Origin of the sequence: Aliarcobacter lanthieri, assembly GCF_013201625.1 — a bacterium.
GTDB lineage: Bacteria > Campylobacterota > Campylobacteria > Campylobacterales > Arcobacteraceae > Aliarcobacter > Aliarcobacter lanthieri.
Map to the genome: position 1 here is coordinate 644,631 of NZ_CP053839.1, position 25,612 is coordinate 670,242.

General features: G+C 27.0%; 27 protein-coding genes and 1 pseudogene. 7 read left to right on the forward strand and 21 right to left on the reverse strand.

The window, feature by feature from the left end; translation table 11 throughout:
* Positions 1-4 precede the first annotated feature (4 nt).
* Positions 5-1,978, forward strand: coding sequence for an excinuclease ABC subunit UvrB (gene uvrB, locus ALANTH_RS03225; RefSeq protein ID WP_026807479.1), 1,974 nt, complete (start codon positions 5-7; stop codon positions 1,976-1,978).
* A gap of 16 nt (positions 1,979-1,994) precedes the next feature.
* Positions 1,995-2,639, forward strand: a complete 645-nt coding sequence (gene nth / locus ALANTH_RS03230) for an endonuclease III (protein WP_026803416.1) — start codon at positions 1,995-1,997, stop codon at positions 2,637-2,639.
* Positions 2,640-2,655: 16 nt separating this feature from the next.
* Here nth and ALANTH_RS03235 read toward each other — a convergent pair whose 3' ends face one another.
* On the reverse strand, positions 2,656-3,066 hold the full coding sequence (locus ALANTH_RS03235) for a hypothetical protein (RefSeq protein WP_026807480.1): 411 nt from the start codon (positions 3,064-3,066) through the stop codon (positions 2,656-2,658).
* Positions 3,067-4,258: 1,192 nt separating this feature from the next.
* Here ALANTH_RS03235 and ALANTH_RS11550 point away from each other — a divergent pair.
* Positions 4,259-5,287: pseudogene (locus ALANTH_RS11550) on the forward strand (methyl-accepting chemotaxis protein); the annotation flags it as partial.
* A gap of 13 nt (positions 5,288-5,300) precedes the next feature.
* On the opposite strand, the gene ALANTH_RS03245 reads toward ALANTH_RS11550, so the two are convergent.
* The 4 genes from ALANTH_RS03245 to folD form a co-directional block, all read right to left on the reverse strand.
* Positions 5,301-6,530, reverse strand: coding sequence for an HD domain-containing protein (locus tag ALANTH_RS03245; protein WP_026807482.1), 1,230 nt, complete (start codon positions 6,528-6,530; stop codon positions 5,301-5,303).
* Between the two features lie 115 nt (positions 6,531-6,645).
* Positions 6,646-7,101: a ribose 5-phosphate isomerase B gene (gene rpiB / locus ALANTH_RS03250; protein ID WP_026807483.1), complete on the reverse strand. Its 456-nt coding sequence runs from the start codon at positions 7,099-7,101 to the stop codon at positions 6,646-6,648.
* Positions 7,101-7,907 (reverse strand): signal peptidase I, encoded by an 807-nt coding sequence (lepB, locus tag ALANTH_RS03255; RefSeq protein ID WP_026807484.1) that lies wholly within the window; start codon positions 7,905-7,907, stop codon positions 7,101-7,103. Before lepB ends, rpiB begins: the two co-directional genes overlap by 1 nt.
* Positions 7,908-8,768 carry a bifunctional methylenetetrahydrofolate dehydrogenase/methenyltetrahydrofolate cyclohydrolase FolD gene (gene folD / locus ALANTH_RS03260; protein WP_026807485.1) on the reverse strand — a complete coding sequence of 287 codons (861 nt, stop codon included), beginning with the start codon at positions 8,766-8,768 and terminating at the stop codon, positions 7,908-7,910.
* A gap of 145 nt (positions 8,769-8,913) precedes the next feature.
* Here folD and ALANTH_RS03265 point away from each other — a divergent pair, with 145 nt between their 5' ends.
* Genes ALANTH_RS03265 through ALANTH_RS03280 form a run of 4 tightly spaced genes read left to right on the forward strand, consistent with a single transcriptional unit; the run spans position 8,914 to position 11,534 of the window.
* Entirely contained in the window at positions 8,914-9,450 is a 537-nt protein-coding gene (locus tag ALANTH_RS03265; RefSeq protein ID WP_026803423.1) for a 50S ribosomal protein L25/general stress protein Ctc, read from the forward strand.
* A 6-nt stretch (positions 9,451-9,456) separates the two neighbouring features.
* A complete protein-coding gene (pth, locus tag ALANTH_RS03270) occupies positions 9,457-10,011 on the forward strand; it encodes an aminoacyl-tRNA hydrolase (RefSeq protein ID WP_026803424.1) in 555 nt (184 codons plus the stop codon).
* A gap of 3 nt (positions 10,012-10,014) precedes the next feature.
* A complete protein-coding gene (locus ALANTH_RS03275) occupies positions 10,015-11,082 on the forward strand; it encodes an LptF/LptG family permease (RefSeq protein ID WP_026807486.1) in 1,068 nt (355 codons plus the stop codon).
* An 8-nt stretch (positions 11,083-11,090) separates the two neighbouring features.
* On the forward strand, positions 11,091-11,534 hold the full coding sequence (locus ALANTH_RS03280; RefSeq protein WP_026803426.1) for an NUDIX hydrolase: 444 nt from the start codon (positions 11,091-11,093) through the stop codon (positions 11,532-11,534).
* Here the strand turns inward: ALANTH_RS03280 and ALANTH_RS03285 are convergent.
* The 16 genes from ALANTH_RS03285 to ALANTH_RS03360 all read right to left on the reverse strand — a co-directional run bounded on the left by ALANTH_RS03285 (position 11,497) and on the right by ALANTH_RS03360 (position 25,502).
* The gene (locus ALANTH_RS03285) at positions 11,497-13,203 is read right to left on the reverse strand and encodes an N-acetylmuramoyl-L-alanine amidase family protein (protein ID WP_172658489.1); all 1,707 of its coding nucleotides are present in this window, start codon (positions 13,201-13,203) and stop codon (positions 11,497-11,499) included. The genes ALANTH_RS03280 and ALANTH_RS03285 overlap by 38 nt on opposite strands.
* Before the next feature lie 62 nt (positions 13,204-13,265).
* Positions 13,266-14,345 (reverse strand): nitronate monooxygenase, encoded by a 1,080-nt coding sequence (locus ALANTH_RS03290; protein WP_026803427.1) that lies wholly within the window; start codon positions 14,343-14,345, stop codon positions 13,266-13,268.
* Positions 14,346-14,356: 11 nt separating this feature from the next.
* Positions 14,357-15,565, reverse strand: coding sequence for a tyrosine--tRNA ligase (tyrS, locus tag ALANTH_RS03295; RefSeq protein ID WP_026807487.1), 1,209 nt, complete (start codon positions 15,563-15,565; stop codon positions 14,357-14,359).
* 14 nt (positions 15,566-15,579) lie between these two features.
* Positions 15,580-17,724, reverse strand: coding sequence for a RelA/SpoT family protein (locus ALANTH_RS03300; RefSeq protein WP_026807488.1), 2,145 nt, complete (start codon positions 17,722-17,724; stop codon positions 15,580-15,582).
* A gap of 28 nt (positions 17,725-17,752) precedes the next feature.
* Positions 17,753-17,971 carry a DNA-directed RNA polymerase subunit omega gene (locus tag ALANTH_RS03305; protein WP_026803430.1) on the reverse strand — a complete coding sequence of 73 codons (219 nt, stop codon included), beginning with the start codon at positions 17,969-17,971 and terminating at the stop codon, positions 17,753-17,755.
* A gap of 18 nt (positions 17,972-17,989) precedes the next feature.
* A complete protein-coding gene (gene pyrH, locus ALANTH_RS03310) occupies positions 17,990-18,697 on the reverse strand; it encodes a UMP kinase (protein WP_026803431.1) in 708 nt (235 codons plus the stop codon).
* A 60-nt stretch (positions 18,698-18,757) separates the two neighbouring features.
* Positions 18,758-19,027: a hypothetical protein gene (locus tag ALANTH_RS03315; RefSeq protein WP_228131102.1), complete on the reverse strand. Its 270-nt coding sequence runs from the start codon at positions 19,025-19,027 to the stop codon at positions 18,758-18,760.
* Between the two features lie 147 nt (positions 19,028-19,174).
* Complete coding sequence (locus ALANTH_RS03320) at positions 19,175-21,289, reverse strand: heavy metal translocating P-type ATPase (protein WP_026807489.1); 2,115 nt, start codon at positions 21,287-21,289, stop codon at positions 19,175-19,177.
* Positions 21,289-21,669, reverse strand: coding sequence for a YtxH domain-containing protein (locus tag ALANTH_RS03325; protein WP_026803434.1), 381 nt, complete (start codon positions 21,667-21,669; stop codon positions 21,289-21,291). The genes ALANTH_RS03320 and ALANTH_RS03325 overlap by 1 nt, the downstream gene beginning before the upstream one ends.
* Before the next feature lies 1 nt (position 21,670).
* Positions 21,671-22,018 (reverse strand): magnetosome protein MamC family protein, encoded by a 348-nt coding sequence (locus ALANTH_RS03330; RefSeq protein WP_026803435.1) that lies wholly within the window; start codon positions 22,016-22,018, stop codon positions 21,671-21,673.
* Entirely contained in the window at positions 22,015-22,296 is a 282-nt protein-coding gene (locus tag ALANTH_RS03335) for a hypothetical protein (RefSeq protein WP_026807490.1), read from the reverse strand. Before ALANTH_RS03335 ends, ALANTH_RS03330 begins: the two co-directional genes overlap by 4 nt.
* Before the next feature lie 3 nt (positions 22,297-22,299).
* Positions 22,300-22,977: a ferritin-like domain-containing protein gene (locus ALANTH_RS03340; RefSeq protein ID WP_026807491.1), complete on the reverse strand. Its 678-nt coding sequence runs from the start codon at positions 22,975-22,977 to the stop codon at positions 22,300-22,302.
* Positions 22,977-23,291 (reverse strand): hypothetical protein, encoded by a 315-nt coding sequence (locus ALANTH_RS03345; protein WP_026803438.1) that lies wholly within the window; start codon positions 23,289-23,291, stop codon positions 22,977-22,979. The genes ALANTH_RS03340 and ALANTH_RS03345 overlap by 1 nt, the downstream gene beginning before the upstream one ends.
* Before the next feature lie 61 nt (positions 23,292-23,352).
* A complete protein-coding gene (locus ALANTH_RS03350) occupies positions 23,353-23,820 on the reverse strand; it encodes a Fur family transcriptional regulator (protein ID WP_026803439.1) in 468 nt (155 codons plus the stop codon).
* Positions 23,821-23,905: 85 nt separating this feature from the next.
* Positions 23,906-25,135 (reverse strand): Na+/H+ antiporter NhaA, encoded by a 1,230-nt coding sequence (gene nhaA, locus ALANTH_RS03355; protein ID WP_081801308.1) that lies wholly within the window; start codon positions 25,133-25,135, stop codon positions 23,906-23,908.
* Positions 25,128-25,502: a Fur family transcriptional regulator gene (locus tag ALANTH_RS03360; protein WP_026803441.1), complete on the reverse strand. Its 375-nt coding sequence runs from the start codon at positions 25,500-25,502 to the stop codon at positions 25,128-25,130. Before ALANTH_RS03360 ends, nhaA begins: the two co-directional genes overlap by 8 nt.
* Positions 25,503-25,612 lie beyond the last annotated feature (110 nt).

Sequence of the window (25,612 nt, forward strand, 5' to 3'; positions counted from 1 at the left end):
AAATTTGCCAGAATTCAAAGTAGTAAGTGATTATAGTCCAAGTGGAGATCAGCCAAATGCAATAGAATATTTAAGTAGTTCGATATTACAAGGAAATCAATATAATACATTATTAGGTGTTACTGGAAGTGGAAAAACTTATACTATTGCAAAAGTTATAGAAAAGGTTCAAAAACCAACACTTATTATGACTCATAATAAAACTTTAGCAGCTCAACTTTATAGTGAATTTAAACAATTCTTTCCCAATAATCATGTTGAGTATTTTATTTCATATTATGATTATTACCAACCTGAAGCTTATATTCCAAGAAGTGATTTGTTTATTGAAAAAGATAGTTCAATAAATGATGAGTTAGAAAGATTAAGGCTTAGTGCAACAGCATCACTTTTATCATTTGATGATGTTATAGTTATAGCTTCTGTTTCAGCAAACTATGGACTTGGAAATCCAACTGAGTATAAAGCAATGGTTCAAAGAATTGAAGTCGGATTTGAATATTCACAAAAATCTTTTTTATTAAAATTAATTGAGATGGGTTATAAAAGAAATGATAAATTTTTTGATAGAGCAGATTTTAGAGTAAATGGTGATGTTATAGATATTTTTCCTGCATATTTTGAAGATGAATTTATAAGAGTTGAATTCTTTGGTGATGAGGTTGAAAGTATTACTAAACATGAATATTTAACTAATACAAAAATAAAAGACTTAAATGAAGTGATTATCTATTCAGTTAATCCTTTCGTTGTAACACAAGATAATTTAAGTAAAGCTGTAAAACAAATAGAAGAAGAATTAGAAGATAGATTAGCATTCTTTCAAAAAGAAAATAAGTTAGTAGAGTATCAAAGATTAAAACAAAGAGTTGAATTTGATTTAGAAATGATTGAAGGTACTGGGATGTGTAAAGGAATAGAAAATTATGCACGACATTTAACAGGTTTAAAACCTGGTGAAACTCCATATTCATTATTGGATTATTTTGAACAAATGGGTAAGGAATTTTTACTTGTTGTTGATGAATCTCATGTATCTTTACCTCAATTTCGTGGAATGCATGTAGCTGATAGAAGTAGAAAAGAGGTTTTAGTTGAATATGGGTTTAGATTACCATCTGCACTTGATAATAGACCACTAAAATTTGAAGAGTTTATAAATAAAGCACCTCATTATGTTTTTGTAAGTGCAACACCAAATGAATTAGAATTAGAATTAAGTTCTGTTGTAGCGGAGCAAATTATAAGACCTACAGGACTTCTTGACCCTGTTATTGAAATTATGGATAGTCAATTTCAAGTAGAAAAACTTCATGATGAGATTAAAAAAACAATTGCTAAAAATGAGAGAGTTTTAGTTACTGTTTTAACCAAAAAAATGGCAGAAGAATTAGCTAGTTACTATGCAGATTTAGGAATAAAAGTAAAATATATGCACTCTGAAATTGATGCAATTGAAAGGAATCAAATAATAAGAGAGTTAAGACTTGGAACTTTTGATGTATTAATTGGGATAAATTTACTTAGAGAAGGGCTTGATATTCCAGAAACTTCTCTTGTTGCAATACTTGATGCAGATAAAGAAGGGTTTTTAAGAAGTAAAACTTCTCTTATACAAACAATAGGAAGAGCTGCAAGAAATGAAAATGGAAGAGTTATTCTTTTCGCTCAGAAAATAACAGCCTCTATGCAATTTGCTATTGATGAAACAAATAGAAGAAGAAAACTACAAGAAGAACATAATAAACTTCATAATATTACTCCAAAATCAACTACAAGAAAGCTAGATGAAAATTTAAAGCTTGAAGAGTATGATACTGTGGCATTAAAAAAACAAAGGCTTGAAAAAATGCCAGCAAGTGAGAGAAAAAAAATATTAGTTGAGTTAAATAAACAGATGAAGAAAGCAGCAAGTGATTTGAATTTTGAAGAAGCTATAAGATTAAGAGATGAAATAGCAAAAATAAAAGATATTTAATAGTTGAGAATTTAATATGAAAAAAGCAACGAAACAAGAAATAGAAATAATAAAACAAGCCTTTTTAGAACATTATAGTGATGCTGTAACTGAACTAAATTATAAAAATGACTATGAACTTTTAATAGCTATTATTCTATCTGCTCAATGTACAGATAAGAGAGTTAATATTATAACTCCAGCACTATTTGAAAAATATCCTAGTGTAAAAGAATTAGCTGTTGCAAATTTAGATGATGTTAAAAAGATCATAAACTCTTGTTCTTTTTTTAATAATAAAGCAAAAAATATTATAAAAATGGCACAAAGTGTAATAATGGATTATGATGGAGAAATACCTCATGAGCAAAAAGAGTTGATGAAACTCGCAGGTGTTGGAAATAAAACTGCAAATGTATTTATGATAGAGTTTGAGGGTGCAAATGTTATGGCTGTTGATACTCATGTTTTTAGAGTTTCTCATCGTTTAGGTCTTAGTGATGCTAAAAATGTAACTTTAACAGAAGCTGATTTAGTAAAAAAATTAAAAGGAGACTTACATATTTTTCATCAAGCTATGGTTTTATTTGGAAGATATATCTGTAAAGCTGTAAAACCAGAATGTGATAAGTGTTATTTTCCACAAGTTTGTAAAACTAAGAGTAGTTTTAAACCTATGTAAAATTTATAAAGAAAAGTTATTTTTCAATACACTCTTCTTTTAAATTTGCAAAATCTTTAAATACAAACTCTTTTTGTATTTTATTTATCTCAACATTATTCATTGTACACAGAAATTCTTTATCATCTTTTTTTACTATATATGTAAATTTATATATAAATTGATCTTTAGAACTAACAACTTTATTATTCAATAGTTCATAATTAAGACTTTCTATTGATAGATTTTTAGTTTTCTCGTATCTTTCTTTAAATATTTTTGGTAAATAATTTTCATTTAATTTTTCATATAAAATAGTTCCTATTGTTACAAATAAAATAGTTGATAAAAGTATAATAAACTCTCTTTTCTCAAATTGATCATTTACCTTATATATTATCACTGTTAAAATTACAATAAAAATGGCAATACCAATAATAATTTGCATATTTTTCCTTTTTTTAGTTTTTATTATATCTAAGTATTAATTATATTTTAAAAGTATTAAATTCATAACTTTTAAAATAAATATTTTTTATGTTAATTTTAAGTAGTTAAGTTCCTTTATAAAACAACTATACCTAAGTTTTTATACAGTTATTTTCTTGTAATATTTTTTTTCTTAAAATTATAAAAATACAATAATAATTAATTCATTTATTAGTAGTGTTTTTATAATTAAAATAACAAAGGACGCAAAAATGTTAAATAAGTTTAACACAAGAAAAAAATTGTTTTTATTTCCTATATTATTTATATTAATAGTTGGAATAATTGTAAGTGTATATAAATACTATATGAATATATATGAAACTAGAAATGCTGCTTCAGTAGCTTCTGAAAAATTTATCTCTGATACTATTAGAACAAGATTTGTTGTTTTACAGTTTATGAGAACATCAACACCTCAAACAGAGAAAATTGTACTTGAAGATATAAAATATCTTAAAAATAATATGAAAGAGGCAGTTTCTGGTTATACTGAAAAAAATAATATAAAACTAGCAAATGAAATTTTATCTTTATTAGATGAGTATGAGAATGAATTCTTATTATACTCAAAAGTAAAAATTACTGATTATGAAAAAGGAATTTTAGAAGAAGATAAAAACATATCAATTTCTATAAATAATATGGCAAAAACAGGTGTTTCAATACAAGATAAAGCTGCAGAAATATCTAAAAAAGCGATAGAATTAAGAGATGAAGCAGATGATACTATGGAAAGAGTACTTATTACAGTTTTAATATCTTCTATTATATTGTTTATAATTATTTCAATAATAATATCAAATGCAGTAGTTAATTCAATAGAACGATTTAAAGATGGTTTATTAGGCTTTTTTGCATATTTAAATAGAGAAACATCAACAACTCAATTACTTGATGACAGTGCAAATGATGAATTTGGAGAAATGTCAAAAGTCGTTAATGAAAATATAATTAAGACTAAAAAAGGGATAGAAGAAGATAGACAACTAATTGATGAAACAATAACTGTTCTTGGTGAATTTGAACAGGGTGATTTATGTCAAAGATTAAATACTGAAGTATCTAATCCGGCTTTAACTCAACTTAAAAATGTTATAAATAATATGGGTAATGTACTTGAAACGAATATAGAAAATATTTTAGATGTATTAGAAAAATACTCAAAATATGATTATATGAAAAGAGTTCCAACAAGTGGTATAAAAGAGCAGTTATTAGCTTTAGCAAATGGTATAAATAGTCTTGGAGATTCTATTACTCAAATGTTAGTAGAAAATAAATCAAATGGTTTAACTTTAGATAATAGTTCAATGATTTTATTAGCGAATGTAGATAAATTAAATTTATCTTCAAATGAAGCAGCAGCATCTTTAGAAGAAACAGCAGCAGCTTTAGAAGAGATAACAAGTAATATTAGAAATAATACAGAGAGTATTGCAAAAATGTCAAATCTTTCTAATGATGTTACTAAATCAGCGAATTTAGGTGAAGAATTAGCAAATAAAACAACAATGGCAATGGATGAGATAAATGTACAAGTAAATTTAGTACATGAAGCCATAGGAGTTATAGATAATATAGCATTCCAAACAAATATCTTAAGTTTAAATGCAGCTGTAGAAGCAGCAACAGCAGGAGAAGCAGGGAAAGGGTTCGCTGTAGTTGCACAAGAAGTGCGAAATTTAGCATCTCGTTCAGCAGAAGCAGCAAAAGAGATAAAAGATATAGTGGAAAGAGCAACAGTAAAAGCAAATGAAGGTAAAAATATAGCAACAACAATGATAGATGGCTATAAAGAATTAAATGACAATATTTCTCATACTATGAATTTAATATCTGATATTCAAAATGCTTCAAAAGAACAACTTCTAGGAATAGAACAAATTAATGATGCAGTAAATCAGTTAGATCAACAAACACAACAAAATGCGATGGTTGCTAGTCAATCTCATGATATCGCAATAGCAACTGATAATATTGCTAAGATGATTGTTGAAGATGCAAATCAAAAAAACTTTTTAGGTAAAAATGAAGTAAAAGCAAAAGATATAGGAAATCAGAGAAAAGATATAAAAAATACACAAATAATAAGTAATAAAAAAATATCAACAATACAATCAACAAAACCAGTAGTTATAAAAGATAATAGTAAAGATGATGAGTGGGAGAGCTTTTAAGCTCTCTTTTTACTCAATCAAAATCTAAAGTAGTTTGAGTTTGTCCAGTACTTCCAAACTCTTGATCAATTTCCATAGCAATAGCTTTAAAATCAACTCCTAGAATTTCATTTAAACCTCTTAAAATTTCTTTTTTACCATTGATTAATTCTTTTGATTTAATTCCATGAGATATTGATAAACTAGCTTCAACAAAAGCAGATAACTTATCGCACTGTTTTAGAGCTTTCCCATCAATTGCTTCATATTTATCAAGGTTATATTTACTTATATCTTCAACTTCTTGAATTTTTCCATCAATTTGCACTTTATTTGCAAATTCTTCTTTTATTCCATTATAAATTCCTAGAATGTAAGAAAATTCTTCTTGCATACTTTCAGGAATATTAGGCAAAATATCATCTTCTATCTTTTCTACTTCATATTCAGCAATAATATTTGATAGTTCATCAACACTATATTTTACTGGGCTTATAATATCTCTTGTTAAAGCTTCTGGTAAATCATGAAAAAGTGCTGTAAAAAAGTTATTTTGTAGTCTTTTATCACAAGCTTGTACTTTTAAACTATAAAAATATGAAAATATTGCAACAGTTAGCATATGTCCTAAAACAGAAGTTTCTGGAATCCTTGGTGTTTGAGCCCATCTTTTTTGGAATCTTAATCTTCCACTTAAATCTACAATTTTACTAAGTTTTTTATTAAGTGCAATTTTTCTAACACCAATTAATTCATAATAATCTTCAAGTTCAGCTTCTACATTTTTTTTTACTTCCTCAATATCATTTAAGAATTGACTAGTTTGATAAACTATTGAGAATTCCCATTTTGTAGATAAATATGAAGCAGCTTTTAGTATAAATCTTTCTTTTTTATACATACTTGGATCATTTAAAAATTCTTCAAATTTTTGTAAAAAATTTCCGTTATCTATATCTTGTAATGAAAACCTAAGTTTCTCAATAACCCAAGAGTTTATCTCTTTTGATTTTTTTTGTAAAGCTTTTCTAAAAACATCTGGTCTTATATCTGTAACAACAACTCTTCTTAAAAATTCAAAAATCCCAGCTTCTATTAGATGAGTGAAGTTTATACCATCTTCAAGTTTTGCTATAAAATATGCGATTACAAATTTATGAGCTTGTTTATCAAGTTCTACAAGTTCTACCATTCTTGGATAATCATTCCATCTTTGAATAGAAGCACTTGAAAATATATAATCAATAATCTTTGGATTTATCACTTCTTGTCCTTATCTTTTTTATCAAAAAACATTAATTTATGACCAAAAAGCATTGCACCAACAATAACTGCCATAATCAAATAAACTTGCGAATCACTCATAATAAAATCCTTTTTTATACTCTACAACTTCCCATTTTTGATAAAGCATTTATTTTATCAACTCTTTGAGTATGTCTGCCACCTTCAAATTTGGCTTTATCCCAAGAATCTATGATTGCTTCAATCATACCTTGACCACTAACTCTTTCTCCTAAACATAAAATATTTGCATCATTATGTTGACGAGCCATTGTTGCACTGTATTCATTATGACAAAGTGCTGCTCTAATCCCATCAAATTTATTTGCAGCCATACTCATGCCAATTCCACTACCACAAATTAAAATACCCATTGAGTCATTATTTTCTAAAACTTTTGTACAAACTTTTGAAGCATAATCAGGATAATCAACTCTTGAAGTATTAAAAGGACCTAAATCTTCAATTTCATGTCCTTTTTTTGTTAATAACTCTTTTATAAAATTTTTTACTTCAATTCCAGCATGATCAGCAGCAATAAAATATTTCATTAGTAGATTCCTTTACTATCTTCTTTAAAATTCATATCAAAAGTTGTTTCATCTTGTATTGTTTGAATAGTTTTAAACATCCTATCCCATCTGATTTTATAATCTTTATCCCATGAAAAATATATAAACCAAGGTTTACCAACTATATTTTTATATGGGACAGTTCCCCAAAATCTTGAATCATTTGAATAATCACGATTATCACCCATCATAAAAAATTCATCATTTGGAATTGTAATTGCTTGCATATCAAATAACTCTTGATGAAAGAATCCTCTAACTATATTTGGATTTCTTCTTATACCTTGAAACTCTTTTTCATAAGGATTTACAATAAATAGTTTTCCATCTATTTCAATCGTTTCATAATTACTAAAATTCTCTTTTACAAACTCATTTCCTTCATTTGGATGTAAATATAGATTTTTATCTTTTAAAAATATTGTATCTCCACCAACGGCAACAGCTCTTTTTACAAAATGTGTTCCTTCTGGTAATCTTCCATCATTTAAAGCTTTTTGTGGAGCATAAAATACTACAATGTCTCCTCTTTTGGGTCTATCACCTTCTATTAAATGACTGTTGTTATTAAAGTCTGGAAGAACTTTTACATTAACCCAAGGAATTGTAGGTGTTGGTACTCCATAAGAGAATTTTTTAACAAAAAGCATATCTCCTACTAAAAGTGTAGTTCTCATGCTTCCACTTGGGATTATGAAAGCTTGAGCAATAAAGAATATAATTGCAAGTACAATTATAATTGTTCCAGTCCAAGAAGATGACCAGTTATAAATTTTTTTTAACATCTATTTTGCTTCTCTTTTTTCTCTTAAATTTGCTGCTTTTATTGTATTTTTTAAAAGCATTGCAATAGTCATAGGTCCAACTCCACCTGGAACTGGAGTTAAATATGAACATTTATCTTTAAGTCCTTCAAAATCTGCATCACCAACAAGTTTTCCAGTATCAAGTCTATTTATACCAACATCAATTACAATTGCTCCATCTTTTACCATATCGGCTTTCAATAAATAAGGAACTCCCACAGCAATAACTACAATATCAGCATTTAGTGTATGAAATTTTAAATCTTTTGTTCTACTATTACATACTGTAACAGTTGCTTTTGCATTTATTAAAAGTGATGCCATAGGTTTTCCAACTATGTCACTACTTCCAATAACTACAATATTTTTTCCACTTAATTCAATACTATTTTCTTCAAACATTCTCATAACACCAAATGGTGTTGCTGGTAAAAATGAATCTAAGTTTGAAACCATTCTTCCTACATTGTATGGATGAAAACCATCAACATCTTTTAGTGGATTAATAGCTTCTAAAACAGTTGTTGTATCTATATGTTTTGGTAATGGTAGTTGTACTAAGATTCCATCAAGTTTTGGATTTTTATTCATCATTTCAATAGTTTCAAGTAATTCTTGTTCTGTAATAGATGAAGGCATTTTATGAACAACAGAATAAATTCCAGCATCTTTACAAGCTTTCTCTTTACTTGCAACATAAGTTGCACTTGCAGCATCATCTCCTACTAAAATAACAGCTAATCCTGGAGTTATTTTTTTATCTTTAACAATTTGTTCAACTTCAACTTTTACTTCTTCTTTTATTTTTGCAGATAGGGCTTTTCCATCAAGTAGTACCATAATTTTTTACCTTATTGTTTTTTAATTTTAGTAAAGATTTTATCAAAAAGAGTATTAATAAAATATAAATAAAACTCTTAATCAAAGATTTAGTAAAGCTTTTATATAATCCCGACTCAATTTAAAATCAAAATAAAGGATCATTATGTTAGAGGGTATCGTAAGAGATAGTATAACAAAATCAGCTGTTAAAGCTTTAAGAAAAGATGGATATTTAATTGCAAATATCTATGGTAAAGGACTAGAAAATATTTCTGCTGCATTTAAAAGAAATGAGTTTATTAAATATTTAAAAAATAAATCTACTTTAGCTTTTGATGTAAAAGTAGGGGAAAACACTTTAAAAGTTGTTGTTCAAGAGTATCAAAAATGTCCTATTACTTCAGAGTTATTACACGTTGATTTAATGGTTGCACAAAATGGAGTTAGAGCTTCTTATAAAATTCCAGTAAAAACTACAGGAATTGCAAAAGGTCTTAAAAATAAAGGTCTTTTAATACTTCATACTAGAAGAATTCCAGTTAAATGTGCAATTGAAAATTTACCAAACAATATTACATTAGATGTAACAAATTTAGATACAGGAGATAATATTTTAATTAGAGATATTACATTACCTGAAAATGTAGATTGTTATTTAGATCCTAGAGTACCAGTTGTTGGTGTTATTAAAGCTAAATAATTAGATATGTATTTAATAGTTGGTCTTGGAAATATTGGTGAAAAATATCAATTGACAAGACACAATATTGGATTTTTAGTTATCGATGAGATGACTAAAAATCTAAATACATCAAATATAAATAATCCAAATTTCCAATCAAATTTACAAAAATCAGCTTATAACCTATTTTCTAAACCAATTACATATATGAATAATTCAGGTGTTGCAGTTCATAGTATAAAAGAATATTACAAAATTGATTTAGAAAATATTATTATCATTCATGATGATTTAGATTTGCCTTTTGGAACAGTAAAGTTTAAAATTGCTGGTGGACATGGTGGACATAATGGGCTTAAGTCACTTGATAGTCATATTGGAAAAGACTATATACGAATTAGAGTTGGAATTGGAAAACCACAAGATAAAGAAGATGTATCAAATTATGTTTTAAGTAATTTTTCTAAAGATGAATTAGAAGAACTTTATAGTAGAATTATTCCTCATATTATAAAATCAATTGATGCTTTAAAAGAGTTTGATATTGATGAAGTAAAATCTAAATATACATTGAAGTAAAATATGAGTACATTAACAAAATATATACTTACAAAATATATAAAAAACTTTCTTATTGTATTAATGTCATTGGAAGTATTTTTTGTCGGTATAGATTTCTTACAAAACTTTAAATCAATACCATCTTCTGCAAATTTACAACTTTTATATATTTTTTATAATGGTTTTTTTACACTTACTTTAGCTTTACCACTTTCGATTGTTTTTGCGTTAATAGTAACTTTAATAGTATTTATAAAAAATAATGAGTTTGTAGCATTTTATGCTTTAGGAGCAAAAAGAAAAGATATATTTGCTCCTATTGTACTTTTATCTTCATTTTTTATTATTATATTAATAGTTTTACAAATGACTCCATTGGCGTACTCTTATGAACAAAAAAGAAAGATTTTAGATAATGAATATTTTACTAGTACAAAAAGTGATATTTTTTTAAAATACAATGAGTATTTTGTTTATTTCCAGAAATTATTTCCTTTAGAAAAAAGAGCTGAAAATATACATATTTATAAAGTTGAAGATGAAGATATAGTTGAAACAATAATAGCTCCAAAAGCATATTTCCAAAATAATAAATGGTATGTTATAGATGCAAATATTATTTTAAAGCCTAAAGATATTGATGAAAATTCAAAGCTTACTTTAAAAAGTGAAAAGTTTTTACATACTTTAGAAGGATTTCAACCAAAAATATTAAATAATGTGTATGAAGCAAAAAGTGAGTACTCTTTACTTGATGCTTTAAGTGCTTGGATATTGCTAGAACAGCAAGGTGTAAATACACAAAAAATAAGAACAAATATTTATAATCAGATATTTACTCCATTTTTTGTTATACCTTTACTCTTTTTGATATTTGCTTATGCCTCTTTAAATAGTAGATTCTTCCATTTAGGAAAGTTTGTATCGTTTGGTGTATTTGGAACTTTAGTAATCTGGGGATTCTTTTTCTTTTTATTTAAAATTACAAGTTCTGGAGTACTAAATCCTGAACTTTCAATTATAGTACCTTTAATACTTTGGTTTGCTATATCGTCTTATTTGTATATTAAAAAAATTCAAGATAATTAGGTTTTAAAATGGGTAATGTCAAAACTTACGGAGTAGTTCCATACTTGGTGGACAAAAAAGATATAAAAATTCTTTTATGTTTAGGTGTTGCAAGTCAATCTAGATGGGGCTGTTTAAAAGGTAGTAAAAATAGAAATGAAAGTGCTTTTGAATGTGCTAAAAGAGAATTTTTCGAAGAGAGTTCTATTCTTGTTGATATTGCACTTTTTGAAGAATATTTTGAGCAAATAAATGAAGATAAAGATATTGGGATTTGGCTTGTAAATAGTTCAAATATTGAGTTAATTGATAAATATTTTGATAAAGATGAACTCAAAAAAGAGTTTTTGTCTTGGGAAAATACTAAAGTAAAATTCTTTTCATTAAAGAAACTTCCAAAAATAAAGAAAAAACAACAAAACTTAATAAAAAATATTAAGGATTTTTTAGAAAGTAAGAGTCTATACCATTAGCAATTCCATTTGCTAAAAGTTGTTGATAGTCTTTTTCATATAATCTTTTACTCTCTTCAGGATGTGATATATAACCAAGCTCTACTAAAATAGATGGCATTTGTGCTCCAACTAAAACCCAAAATGGACCTTCCCTTACACCTGAATCTTTTACATCTTTATATTTTGATCTAGCAGCTTGCAAAATTCCAGCTTGTACATCTATTGCAAATTTATGTGAAGCAGTTATTCTAGGTCTATTTAGTGACTCTAAGAAAACATTTTTTGAACTTTCATTCATCTCTCTAATATCTGATTTATTTTCTTGTGCAGCAACTCTTTTTGCTCTTTCACTTCTTGCTGGACTTAGGAAAAATGTTTCTATCCCACTTGTAGTATTAGCTTTTTCTTTTGTGATAGAGTTAGTATGAATTGAAATAAATAGATCAGCATTCTTTTCATTTGCTAAAACAGTTCTATCCATAACTTTTATGAATTTATCAGTTGTTCTTGTAAGATAGACTTTGTATCCTCTTTGCTTCAAAATGGCTTCTAGATATTTTGTAACAGCTAAATTTACAACTTTTTCATATCTTTTATTTGGTCCAACAGCTCCTACATCATCTCCCCCATGACCTGCATCTAAAACTATAATTTTATTTTTTGCATTTTTAGGAGTTGTATTTTGAATTTGATTTATATTAGTTTGTGTGCTATTTTGCTTATTCTCTGATTTTGTAGCAATTGCTTCAATAACTAATTCATTATTTACTATATTATATTTTATTTGAGCAGAAGTTTTATTTATAAGTCTTAATCTTACACTATTTGTATTTTGGGTTGTAACAACTTTATCCATACTATCTAAAGTCAATTTTATTGGATTAGCATATTTATATTGCCCAGATATATCAAAAATATATTCAAAGTTCCCATTTTGTTTTATATGAGTATATTTTATATCTTTTTGCGTAACCTTTTTATTAAATTTTATAGTTATATTATTGTTATTTGCTTCAATATATCTAATTGCATTTGTTGTATCAACTAAGTTATTATCAACTAAAGTTGGTTGTTTAATTACATTTTGTTTTGGTGTATTATTACTTTTTGATGTAGAACTTTTTACCTCTATTATTAATTGTCTTTTTGAAACATTATATGATGTAGTAGGTTTAGTTTTTCCTGATACAACTATTCTTAATATATCAGGTTGATTCTGTCCTATTGTTATTGTCTCCTCTCCTTCAATTGATAATTTTGTTGCAAGAGCATCTTTAAAATAACCTTTTATATCAAAAACATTTCTATACAAAGGAGATGGCTTTAGTTCAAAAAATTTAATATCATCTTTTGTTATATCAACATTAAAATCAACAATAATTGAATTCTTTGAAGTAGTTACAGATTTTATAGAATATAAAATATTTGGTTTATTTGTTTCTTTTTGTGTTTTTACATTTTGAATAGTTTTATTATTTTGAGAAGTAGTTTTTACTTCTACTTTTTTATTTGTGGATACATTTCTTTTTGTTAAAACTTTTAGTTTTTCTTCATCTGGTCTTGTATCTTTACCTAACTTTTTACCTAAATTGATAATTTTCTCTAAATCTTTGATTTTCCTATCTTCATCTTTTTTTAATGAAGACTTTAAAAAATCTATTCTTGCTTCTTTATATTGCTCTTCCAAGCTTGAAGCAAGAGATAGATTAAAAAAGAGAATTATTATAATAAAAAGTCTAAGTAATATAACTACTCTCCTTTAGTCAATTTTTCCATTAACTCTTTTACAGATATTATTTTATCAATTTTATAACCATTTGAACCTGAAAAGAATAATCCAGTTTCAACATCACCTTTATAAGCAGCTCCTAATCTATCAGCAATACAGTATCCTACAAGTTTAGCTTCATGTCCTCTATTACATGGTGCAACACAGTTTGAAATACATTGTACCTTTGGGGCAGTGTGATTTTCTATTGAAAATTGTAGATTTGTTTTAACTCCACGTGCTGGAAGTCCAACTGGAGATTTCATTAAAACAATATCTTCTTCTTTTGCATTTACTAAAACTTCTTTAAATTTTAAATCAGCATCACATTCATGTGTTCCTATAAATCTAGTAGCCATTTGAACGCCAACACAGCCTAAAGATAAAAATTTATCAATATCTTTTTTATCCCAAACTCCACCAGCTGCTATTATTGGAATATTACCCCAGTTTTTTGCTTCTTCTATTACAGGTGGAACAATATTTTCTAGTTGATATTCTTCTTTAAAACAATCTTCATATTTAAAACCTTGATGCCCGCCACTTAATGGACCTTCAACTATTACTGCATCAGGAATTTTATTATATCTTTGCCATTTTTTACAAATAAGTTTTAATGCTCTTGCACTAGAAACAATTGGGACTAATGCTACATTTGGAAAATCTTTTGTAAATTCTGGCATATTTGTAGGTATACCAGCCCCAGTAATAATAATATTTGCTCCAGCTTCACAAGCATCACGTACTACTCTCCCATAGTCGTTTATAGCATATAAAATATTACAAGCAAGTGGAAGTTTTCCACAAATTTTTCTTGCATTTGCAAAAATTTCTTTTAGTGCGTCTTTACTATAAAAATTTATAACATCTTTTGGTTTATCTTTTCTTGTAATAATATGTACATTGGGGCTTAATTTTTTGTAATAACCGGTTCCAACAGCGGAAATTACTCCTAAACCACCTTCTAAACTTACATGTCCTGCAAGTTGATCCCAACTTATTCCAACACCCATTCCACCTTGAATTATTGGATACTTTATCTCATATTTTCCTATTTTCACAAAGGCCCTTTTTATTTTATTATTATCTTAGCGAAACTCTTTTTACCTTTTTGTAAAATATACTCGCCTTTAGTTAAATTTAGGTTATCATCATTTATTTTTTGTTGATTTACTGATACAGCATTTGATTTTATATCTCTTCTTGCTTGAGAAGTTGAACTTACTAAATTTGAATCTACTAATGCTTGACAAATCCATATTTCATTTTCAAATATAAATTCTTCTAAATCTGTTGGGATATCTTTTTTTGCAAAAACTTTTTCAAATTCTTGTTTTGCTAAATCCCCAGCACCTATTCCATGAAATCTATCAACTAACTCTGTTGCTAAATTTTCTTTTACTTTTTTAGGGTGTAAAGTTCCATTTTCTACACCAATTTTCATATCTTCAATTTCTTTTAAAGATTTAGTAGACACTAACTCAAAATATCTCCACATAAGTTCATCTGAAATAGATAAAACTTTTCCAAACATATCAAAAGGTTCATCTGTAACTCCAATGTAGTTACCTAAAGATTTTGACATCTTTTGAACTCCATCAAGTCCTTCTAAAATTGGCATCATTAAAACGGCTTGTTGTTTTTTACAATCATAAGCTTTTTGTAGAGTTCTTCCCATTAAAAGATTGAATTTTTGGTCTGTTCCACCAACTTCAATATCACTATTTAATGCAATTGAGTCATATCCTTGAAGTAAAGGGTATAAAAATTCACTAACTGCTATTGGAGTATTTGAACTATATCTTTTTGAAAAGTCATCACGCTCTAACATTCTTGCAACTGTTAAGTTAGAAGCTAAAGTAATAATACCTCCACTTCCTAAATCATTTAACCATTTACTATTAAATACAACTTGAGTTTTTGAAGCATCTAATATTTTAAATACCTGTTCCTTATATGTTTCAGCATTTTCTAAAACTTGTTCTTTACTTAAAACTTTTCTTGTTTCACTTTTTCCTGTTGGATCACCAATAGCTGCTGTAAAATCTCCAATTAAAAATTGTACAATTCCTCCAAATTTTTGGAAAGTTGCTAACTTTTGTATTAATACTGTATGTCCAACATGGATATCAGGAGCAGTTGGATCAAACCCAGCTTTTACATAAAAATTTTCACCAGTTTCAAAATAACGTTTTACTAATTTTTCAATTGCTTCAATATCTATTATTTCAGCTGTTCCTCTTTTTATTTCATTTATTGCTTCTATAATTTTATTTTCCATATTTATTTAAACCTTTATTTATTATATGCATCTTTTGATGAGAATAATTCTATAACTTTTATATTTTTCTCAACTATTTTTTTTACTTCATCAATATTTGATATATTTGTTTCAAATTCTATTTCACAATATTGGTTATAAGTATGTTTTTGTCTTCCAAATGATACATATAAAATGTAAAATTCATTTAAAGATAAATAGTTAAATACTTTTGCTAATTGTCCTCTTGTATTTGGGATACTAATTAACATTTTATATTTAAACACACTATTTTTTGTCCAAGTACAAAATAACATTTGATGGTTTGACTTTATCTTTGAATATGCTTTATCACACATTTTATGATGAATTATTGCTTCGTTACCATTTCTAAAAGCAACAATATCATCTCCAAATTTTGGATGACAGCAGTGTTCAAAAGATATTGAATGTATACTAAAATTTGAGTATATCAAAAGATTGTCAAATTTAAATTCTTTTATTTTACTAGTTAATATTTTAAATCTAGCCATTAAACCTTTATCTTTTGCAACTTTTTTTTCTAAAAGTAACTTTGAGTGCTTAAAATAGCTTAAAACCTGAGGAACTTTATATAAGTTTTCAATAGGATAAACTTCAATAATATTTTCATAGTATCTTGAGAATACTGTATTTATAATATTTCTTCCTGATAATTTATCTATCTCTTTTTGTCTTTGTGTACAAATTAGTTTTAGTTGTTTTTTTGCTCTTGGAGTTTTTAGCATATCCATCCATGAACATCTAGCAATTGTTTCTTCTCCAACTTCAATAGATACTATATCAGTACTTTTTAAAACTGTTAAAAGGGGTTTTTTTATCTTATTTATATAACATGATATAGCTTTTTCTCCTACGCTTGTATGAATAGCAAAAGCATAGTCATAGGCAGTTGAACCAATAGGAAGAATAAAAACTTCTCCTTTTGGAGAATAAACTATTATTTCATCATTAAAAAGGTTCTCTTTTGCATCTGAATAAAATTCTTCAATATTGTCATTTGAAAACTCTAATGATTTAAGCCAATTTAAGTTTATAGAATTTTTTTCTCCAGATTTATATACCCAGTGAGCAGCTATTCCATATTCTGCAACTTTATTCATTTCAAAAGAACGAATTTGAATTTCATAAATTTTCGAGTTATAAAAGACAGTTGTATGGATTGTTTGATAACCATTTTCTTTTGGAGTTGCTACATAATCTTTAAATCTTGAAACTAAAGGTTTAAACTCTAAATGAATATGTCCTAACGCTTTATAACAGTCAATGTCATTTTCAACTAAAATTCTAATGGCAAAGAGATCAAGTACTTCATCTATAGTAATACCTTTTCTTTGCATTTTTAAATATATTGAATAGTGATGTTTTATTCTTGAATAAATTTTAATCTTATTGATATCAAAGCCATTTTTTTCTAAAAGATTTTTTGTAACAGTTATAAAATTATTAAAACTTAGTTGCATAGATTGTTGATGTTCTTTTAAAAAGTCATCAATTTTTTTATATTCTTCTGGATAAATATAAAAAAATGCTAAATCTTCTAATTCATTTTTTAATGTTGAAATACCTAAACGATTCGCGATTGGAACATAAACAACTAAAGTTTCTTCAGCTATTCTTCTTTGTTTATGTGGTGGTAAAACTCCAAGAGTTAGCATATTATGAAGTCTATCACATAGTTTGACTATTAAAACTCTTGGGTCATCAATAGAAGTAATAAGCATCTTTCTAAAAGTAAGTGCTGCAGATATTATTTTTGAATTTGTTGAGTCTTTTGAAGTAACAAAATTTTCTTCTCTAATATCAGAAACTTTTGTAAGCCCCTTTACCATATTTGCTACATTACTACCCCATTTTTCTTGAACATACTCTAAAGAAAACTCTGTATCTTCAACTACATCATGAAGTAGGGCAGTAGCTATAACATCTTCATCTTTCGAAAAGTTTGAAGTAATAGATGCAACAAGTATTGGGTGAACACTATATGGTTCACCACTCTTTCTAAATTGACCTTTATGTGCTTCAATTATAAAATTAATAATTTCATAAAGTTTATCTGAAATATCAATTTGACTTTTTAATTTATTGATAGCACCTTCAATAGTATTAATAATCTGTACATCTTTAAAAAATTGGTTCATGTAGTTTTACTTAATAAATAATATATGGTTATTTTTTATTTACTAAACCTTCTATTTTTAAAAGTCCATTTGCTATTTCTTCTATTGCAATATCTGTATATTTCATTTTTTGAGTATTTTGCTCTAAAAGTGGTTTTGCACCCTTACTTAACTCATCTGCTCTTTGTCCAACAGCAATAGCTAAAATATATCTATCATTATCTACTTGTTTTAAAGCTCTTGAAATTCTTTCTTCTAATCTTTCCATACAATTTTCCTTTTAAACTTATTTAACAATCGAACATCTACTATAATCACCTTTTACGATTCTTAGTAAATTTCCTTCTTCATTCATATTAGTAACAGCTATTGGAAGTTTATTGTCTTTTGCTAATGCAATAGCTGTGTCATCCATAACCTTGATATGATCTTCTAAAGCTCTATCATAAGTTAAAGTATTTAATTTTATAGCATCAGTAAATTTCATTGGATCTTTATCATAAACACCATTAACTTTTGTTGCTTTTATTAGCAAATCAGCACCTATCTCAGTAGCTCTTAAAGTTGCTCCTGTATCTGTTGTAAAATAAGGGTTTCCTGTTCCAGCACCAAATATTACAACTCTTCCTTTTTCAAAGTGTCTCATGGCTTTTCTTACAATAAAAGGTTCAGCTATTTCTTCCATTTTTATAGCAGTTTGTAATCTTGCACTTAAACCTTTGTATTCTAATGCTTCTTGCATTGCAACACCATTTATTACGGTTCCTAACATTCCCATATAATCAGCACTTGTTCTTTTTATAACGCCATCAGCAGCGGCTGTAACACCACGAATTATATTTCCACCACCAATAACAATAGCAACTTCAATTCCAAATTCAACTAAACTTTTTATCTCATTTGCTATATAATCTAATATTTTTGTATCTATTCCATAACCTTCAGTACCAGCTAATGCTTCTCCTGAAAATTTAACAAGAACTCTTTTTGTCATTTAGTTTTTCCTTCAATAATTTTTGGATTCTATCTAAAAAATAATTAACAAGAACTTAGGTTATGCTATAGGTTTTTTTGGTAAAATATTTTGTAATTTCTCTGATTTTTTATTAGATTTTTTTGGTTGATAAAGCATATGATGCCATAAAGCAAATCCACAAAAGGCAACCCCTGCAACAACATGAGTTTTTTTTGCTATAGAGTTTTTCATAAACATTGATGTTACGACTGTTGCACCTAAAGTAGCAGTCATTCCTATTTTTGCAACTTCTTTTTGAACTTCTAAATCAAATTTTATCTCTTTCATATCTTTTTTTTCTTCTTTCATAAGTTTTTATACTTTTTTTAACTGTTTTAACTGTCAAAATAGCTGTTAAAGCTGTTGCTATTGGTAATAAGATAGGCATTTGATAAAATCCTTTAATAATAATTCTTAGAATTTTATCAAAAAAACCTTAAATATAACTAATAACAATTATTGTTTTTTGGGTTTTACACCTTTAATTGAATTTAACAGTAATCCTATTGTTGTTCCATTATGTAACACTGCTGTTACTATTGGTGAAAATAATCCAAATGTTGCACCAGCGAGAATACAAGAATTTATACCTACTGTTGCATTGAAGTTTGTATTTATTAAATTCATAGTTTTATTTGCATATTCTTTTGCTTCAACAACAGCTGAAATATCATCTTTTAGTAAACTAATATCGGCAGTTGCTTTTGCTATATCAGCACCTTTAAACATAGATATTCCTACATGAGCAGATATCAATGCAGGAGCATCATTTATTCCATCTCCAATAAATGCAACTTTTTTGCCTTCATTCATTAACTCTTTTACAATCTTAGCTTTATCAGTTGGAAGAAGTTCTGCTCTTACATCTTCAATACCTAATTCTTTTGCAGTTTTTTTAGCCTTTGATTCTATATCTCCAGTTAACATAACTATATTTTTTACACCAAGCTCTTTTAATTTTTTGATAGATTCTTTTGCATTACTTCTTAATTCATCAGAAAGACCAATAGTTCCTAATAGTTTTCCATCATAACCTATGTATAATAATGTATCACTTTTCTTTAAAGAGTTTTCAATATTTATTTTATGCATTGAAAAGTCTATTTTTTCATCATCTTCTAAAAAGTGGCGACTTCCAATAATTACAGATTTACCATCAACTTCAGTTTTTACTCCATGAGCTACAATAAATTGAACTTCTTCGTGGTGCATATGTACAAAACCACGTTCCTTTGCTGCTTTTACAACAGCTTCTGCAACTGGATGGAAATAGTGTTCTTCTGTTGAAGCTGTAAGATTTAAAAGTTCTTCATCTGTCCAATTATCATCATAAGAATCTACACTTATAACTTCAAGTTGTCCAGCAGTCAAAGTTCCTGTTTTATCAAAAACAAAAGTATCTGCACTACTTAAAGCTTCTACTGATTTTGCACCTTTTATCATAATTCCACTATGTCCAGCTTTTGAAATAGTAGATTTAAAAGCCACTGGAGTAGCAAGTTTTAAAGCACAAGAATAATCAGCTTGAAGTACAGATGCTACTCTTTCAAAATCTCTTGTAAAAATATATGCAGCTGTTGCTAAACCTAAAGTTACAGGAACAAGCTTATCCGCTAATTTATTTGCTTTTAATTGTACTGATGATTTTTCATTTAAAGAATTTTCTATATAGTGTCTAATCCTTTGTGTTGCAGTATTTGCTCCAACATGTTCAGCCCAAATTCTAAAACGTCCTTCTTCTACAATTGTTCCAGATAAAACTTTATCTCCTCTATTTCTTATAACTGGTTCAGCTTCTCCCGTCATTGAAACTTGATTAACTGTTCCTGTTCCTTCTAATATATGTCCATCAATTGGAATAGTATTTCCAGTTCCTACAACAACAATATCACCAACTTTTATATCTTCAGTTTTTACTAAAATTTCACTTACTACTCCATCTATTTTTTGTTCAACCCAAGCTTCTTCAACATTTGGACGAGCTAGTTCTTTTAGTAAGTCATCACTTTTATGTACTGTTGTCTCTTCTATATACTCTCCAAGTTCAAGCATAGCATTTGTAGAGTTAGCTGCTAAATAATCTTTTCTATATATTGATATTGCAACTGCTCCTGCTTCAAGGACATGAGAAGTTAAACCATCTTTGAAAAGTTCTTTAGTTCCATCAATTAAAAGTGGTACAGCTGCCGCTGTTGAAATACCAGCCTTTAAAGTATTGTTTGTAGTTAATCTTTCAGCTATCAAAGCTGTACTAGCTAAAAGGGTTCCTTTGATTGATGGTTCCTCATTCTTTACACAAGATACACAAATACTAGAAGGATTTTTATCACAAGATTTTAAAAGTAAATCTGTATTTAGGTTTTTTAGTATATTTTCAAGTTCTAAAAATTTATTTTCTTTTAACTCGAATATAATAGAGTAAGCTTTTTTGTTTACTCTTACTTCTTTTATATAATCAATATTTAAAAAGTAGTTTTTTAAAATATCTTCATCAATGAAACTATCTTTTAAAAGTGATAATTTATATCTAGCTCTTAATTTTGTTTGATGAATTTTAATAAAATTGTTCATTAGAACTCTTCTTTTGTCGCATTCATTGAAGCTTTTGCATCTTCAATTCTTTCTTTTAACTCTTCAACCCCAGCACTTAAAAATTCTTTTCCTTTTTCAAAAGCTTTAAAAATATTTTCTTGTGCATTTTTATTTGTTAATACATAAGTTAAAGCAGCACCAATTAAAGCACCTTTTACAAAATCTCCATTAAAGATTGAATTGTTTTGTTGAACTGGAGTATTTATATTTTGGGCAGTTTGATTAACATTTTGATTTAAGTATGGATTTTGATTTATATTTAATCCACTTTGATTATTGTTGTTTATTCTACTATTATTTATATTTGTATCATATGGGTTTACATTAATTTGTTGATTATTGTTTTGATTTGTTGCCATATTATTCTCCTTCTATTTCTATGTTTTGGTTTGTTAAATATTTTTGTTCAAGTTTTTCTTCTACTAATTCTAAAGCATAAATTCCAGCAATACCTATACTTGCAGAAGTTAAAGCTTTTAGCCAACTTCCTTCACCAATATAATTTGTAGTTGCAATTGCACTTCCAGTTGCGATTGCACCTTGTGAAGTTCTTTTTGTTGTATCTTTTATTGCTTCACAGCTTTTTAATTCTCCAGCTTTGTATCTTTTATAATTTATTGCACCACTAATAACAGCACTAGCTAATGCTCCACTTATTACATGTCCTAAAACATTTCTTGGAGTTCCTGTATCTATTTCAAATTTCATTTAACTTCCTTTTGTTTTCTAGTATATTTTCTTTTTGGTTTTACTTCTTCTTTTTCTACTTCTTTTTCTACTTCTTTTTCTACTTTTTTTTCAATTTTTTGATGAAGTTTATCTTCGATTTTTTCTTTTACAAGAATTGCTTTTTCTTGAAGTTCTTTTGAACTATCTTTTGCTTTTTCAAAAAGTTTCTTACTATTTTCTTTTAACTTGTCTGAGTTTTTATATGCTACTACAGCTGTAGCCCCAAGAGCTAATCCTAATATAAAAGGTAATGCCATTTTTTACTCCTCATCTTTTGAATTTTGTGTTAAAAAATTGTTTAATAGTGCAATTATTGCACCACCACTTACCATTCCACCTATCATTGACATATTTAATTTTGAAAATAGTGAAGAGATAAGACTTTCATCTATATTTCCACTCATTACATTGTTTAATATATCTTGGTACTCTTGCATTCTTTGCATAATATCATCTTGATTTATTCCAGAAGTTGTTCCATTATTATAATGATTAAATACACAATTTCTAAAAGCTGGAAGATGATTATTATATGAAGCTGCTTGAAGTTTAAATAAAACATCAATAATATCACTATCAACAGCAAAACTTAAAAGATTGTTGTACATTGAAATATTATTAATTTCTCCTGCAACACCAAGTTCACAACACTCAATTATTGTGTTTGGAATATTTATTATTGCTGTTGAAAAATCATTTATAGGTACTTCAATATTATATTTTTGCATAAGCTGTATCAATACACTATAATGAACTGCTTCTGCCTCTTTTATATTTATAAATGGAGTAATATTTCCAAATTTCTCAATAATTCTTGAATAAGTTTCATAGGCTTCAAACTCATCATAAACTGCAATTTGTAAAATTTGATCACGAACTGGAATAACTGAGTTTGGATCAACTTTTTTATTTGTTAAAATACTATAATCAATTGCCATTAAATTACCTCCTTTGCAAGTTTGTTGATTAGAATTGTTAATTCATCTAAATTTTTAGATTCTATCAAATTCTCCCACAGTTTCGGACTAAAGATTTCAGGATGATATAAGATTGTAACAGAAGCTATTAATTTATTTACTTTTATCTCTTTTATTCCATTTATCTTATTTGGAAGGTTTTCGATATCTCCTAAAGAGATATTTGAAGCCTCTTTTGTGATTTTTGGATTTACTCTTACTCTAAGTCTTCCTGGTGTATGAGCAATAATTGTAAAATAACTAGCTATTTTTATAATATCTTCTGTTTTAATCATAATATATCCTTTCTTGAAATGTATTTTTTCGTTTTTAAAATTAAATCTAACTTATTATAAATTAAGAATTGCTATCAAGTTTCTGACATTCTTCACAAATACCATAAAGAATCATTATATGGTTTTGAAGTTTGTATCTATTGTTTTTTGCTATTAGTTGTTGTTGTTCTTCTATAAAGTCATCTGTAAATTCTTTTATAAGATTACAATTTGTACATACAAGATGATCATGATGATTTTTATGGTTAAATTCATATCTAAATGTTCCATCGCCAATATCTAATAAAGTTATAAAATTTAATCTATGAAAAAATTTTATAGTATTATAAATAGTAACTATTCCCGTATTTAGATTGTATTTTTCTTTTATTTCTTTTAAAATATCTTCAGCAGTTAGGTGTTTTTTTGATATAAATAGAGTCTTTAAAATATAATCTTTTTGAATTGTATTTTTAAATCCAATTTTAGAGGATTGTTTTTTAAAATTATTTAAAAAGAGGTCGAACTCTTTTTCTTGATTTTTATCCACTTTATAATACCTTTTATCTAAGTAAAAACTAAATTATCAAAATATTCTAACATTATATATCTTAATAATTTAGTAATTTTAATTATCATTTGTATTTATTGGCTTTATTGTTTAACAAAATTAGTATTACCCCTATAATTGCTGCTGTTATTGAACTAGCAAAAATTCCAAGTTTTACTGCACTTACAATACTCTCATCAGTAAATGCTAAGTGAGATATAAAAATTGACATTGTAAATCCAATACCACCTAAACATCCAGCTGCAATAATTTCACTCCAAGATACAGTTACAGGTTTAACAGCAATTTTTAGTTTTGTTGCTAAATATGTAAAAGTGAATATCCCAATTGGTTTCCCTATAATTAGTCCTAAAGCAACTCCTAAAACAATATATTTATGAGTTAAAACACTAGAAAAGTCTATTATCACCCCAGCATTTGCAAAAGCAAAAAGAGGCATTATAATAAATGCACTAAAGTTATGTAAAGATAAAGATAATTTATCTAAAGGAGAATTTTCAAATTCATAGTTTTTATCAAAGTTTTTTGTTTTTAATGGAATTGTAAATGCTAGTAAAACCCCAGCAATAGTTGAGTGAATTCCAGAACTATGAATACAAAACCATAAAATAATACCCAAAATTATGTAAGGCAATATTTTTCTAACACCAATATAATTTAAAAATATTAAAGCTCCATAAACTAAAGCACTATATAAAAAGAATATATAGCTAAGTTCACTTGTATAAAATATTGCAACGACTACAATAGCTCCTAAATCGTCAACTACAGCAAGAGTAACTAAGAATAATTTTAAAGATATATTTACTCTTTTACCTAATAGCATTAAAATCCCTAATGCAAAAGCAATATCTGTTGCCATAGGAACTCCAAATCCTGTTGGATGTTCTTTATTTAAGCTTAAATATATAATAGCAGGTACAATCATCCCCCCAATAGCTGCAATTATTGGAAAAGATGCTTGTTTAACGCTTGATAGTTCACCTACTAGCATATCTTTTTTTATTTCCATTCCTACAACTAAGAAAAATATTGCCATTAAAACATCATTTACCCAATGAAGTAAACTCATAGAAAAACTATGATTTGCAAAACTTATAGAAAGATATGATGAAAAAAATTCAAAATAAGTATTTGAATAACTAGAATTTGCAATATATACTGCAAGTACTGTAACTAAAAATAGGATTAATCCACTTAAAGTTTCAATAGAAACAAAGTTTTTTACAAAATCGTATCTACTTTTTAATTTTGCTATTTGTTGTAACTGTTTTTGAGTAAAAAATTTAGCCATTTTTATTGCATTCCTTACATTTGCCTTTTAATATTATATTTTCAATTTTATAATCTTTTAATGATAGATTTAGTTTTTCATGAATACACTCTATTTTTAAGCATTCATTACAAATAAAATGTGAGTGTTGAGTATTTTTTATCTCAAAATATCTTTTTTTATCATTTGATTCGAAAGAATCAATAATTCCTTCTTCTTCAAAAATAGTAATATTTCTATAGAAAGTTGCTTTATCCATACAGATTTTATCTTTTATATCTTCATAAGATAAAGGTCTATTTGAGTTTATCAAAATTTCTAAAATCGATTTTCTAGCAGTTGTTAGTTTAATATTTATAAAGTCTGAAATGTTTGTTAAATTATCCATTTGGAAATTTTATCAAAATTATAGTTAAAGTAATTGTACAACTAAGTTGCATTAAAGAAAAAAAAGCTTAATATTCTAAACTGCAACTAAGTTGCATTCTAAAAAAAGGA

What these genes read in the sequence shown, in the direction of transcription:
- nth (WP_026803416.1), top strand. Translation starts at nt 1,995, where the DNA reads ATGAAAAAAGCAACGAAACAAGAAATAGAAATAATAAAACAAGCCTTT.
- ALANTH_RS03235 (WP_026807480.1), bottom strand. Translation starts at nt 3,066, where the DNA reads ATGCAAATTATTATTGGTATTGCCATTTTTATTGTAATTTTAACAGTG.
- rpiB (WP_026807483.1), bottom strand. Translation starts at nt 7,101, where the DNA reads ATGAAATATTTTATTGCTGCTGATCATGCTGGAATTGAAGTAAAAAAT.
- lepB (WP_026807484.1), bottom strand. Translation starts at nt 7,907, where the DNA reads ATGTTAAAAAAAATTTATAACTGGTCATCTTCTTGGACTGGAACAATT.
- folD (WP_026807485.1), bottom strand. Translation starts at nt 8,768, where the DNA reads ATGGTACTACTTGATGGAAAAGCCCTATCTGCAAAAATAAAAGAAGAA.
- ALANTH_RS03265 (WP_026803423.1), top strand. Translation starts at nt 8,914, where the DNA reads ATGTTAGAGGGTATCGTAAGAGATAGTATAACAAAATCAGCTGTTAAA.
- pth (WP_026803424.1), top strand. Translation starts at nt 9,457, where the DNA reads ATGTATTTAATAGTTGGTCTTGGAAATATTGGTGAAAAATATCAATTG.
- ALANTH_RS03275 (WP_026807486.1), top strand. Translation starts at nt 10,015, where the DNA reads ATGAGTACATTAACAAAATATATACTTACAAAATATATAAAAAACTTT.
- ALANTH_RS03280 (WP_026803426.1), top strand. Translation starts at nt 11,091, where the DNA reads ATGGGTAATGTCAAAACTTACGGAGTAGTTCCATACTTGGTGGACAAA.
- tyrS (WP_026807487.1), bottom strand. Translation starts at nt 15,565, where the DNA reads ATGGAAAATAAAATTATAGAAGCAATAAATGAAATAAAAAGAGGAACA.
- ALANTH_RS03300 (WP_026807488.1), bottom strand. Translation starts at nt 17,724, where the DNA reads ATGAACCAATTTTTTAAAGATGTACAGATTATTAATACTATTGAAGGT.
- ALANTH_RS03305 (WP_026803430.1), bottom strand. Translation starts at nt 17,971, where the DNA reads ATGGAAAGATTAGAAGAAAGAATTTCAAGAGCTTTAAAACAAGTAGAT.
- pyrH (WP_026803431.1), bottom strand. Translation starts at nt 18,697, where the DNA reads ATGACAAAAAGAGTTCTTGTTAAATTTTCAGGAGAAGCATTAGCTGGT.
- ALANTH_RS03315 (WP_228131102.1), bottom strand. Translation starts at nt 19,027, where the DNA reads ATGAAAGAAGAAAAAAAAGATATGAAAGAGATAAAATTTGATTTAGAA.
- ALANTH_RS03320 (WP_026807489.1), bottom strand. Translation starts at nt 21,289, where the DNA reads ATGAACAATTTTATTAAAATTCATCAAACAAAATTAAGAGCTAGATAT.
- ALANTH_RS03325 (WP_026803434.1), bottom strand. Translation starts at nt 21,669, where the DNA reads ATGGCAACAAATCAAAACAATAATCAACAAATTAATGTAAACCCATAT.
- ALANTH_RS03330 (WP_026803435.1), bottom strand. Translation starts at nt 22,018, where the DNA reads ATGAAATTTGAAATAGATACAGGAACTCCAAGAAATGTTTTAGGACAT.
- ALANTH_RS03335 (WP_026807490.1), bottom strand. Translation starts at nt 22,296, where the DNA reads ATGGCATTACCTTTTATATTAGGATTAGCTCTTGGGGCTACAGCTGTA.
- ALANTH_RS03340 (WP_026807491.1), bottom strand. Translation starts at nt 22,977, where the DNA reads ATGGCAATTGATTATAGTATTTTAACAAATAAAAAAGTTGATCCAAAC.
- ALANTH_RS03345 (WP_026803438.1), bottom strand. Translation starts at nt 23,291, where the DNA reads ATGATTAAAACAGAAGATATTATAAAAATAGCTAGTTATTTTACAATT.
- nhaA (WP_081801308.1), bottom strand. Translation starts at nt 25,135, where the DNA reads ATGGCTAAATTTTTTACTCAAAAACAGTTACAACAAATAGCAAAATTA.
- ALANTH_RS03360 (WP_026803441.1), bottom strand. Translation starts at nt 25,502, where the DNA reads ATGGATAATTTAACAAACATTTCAGACTTTATAAATATTAAACTAACA.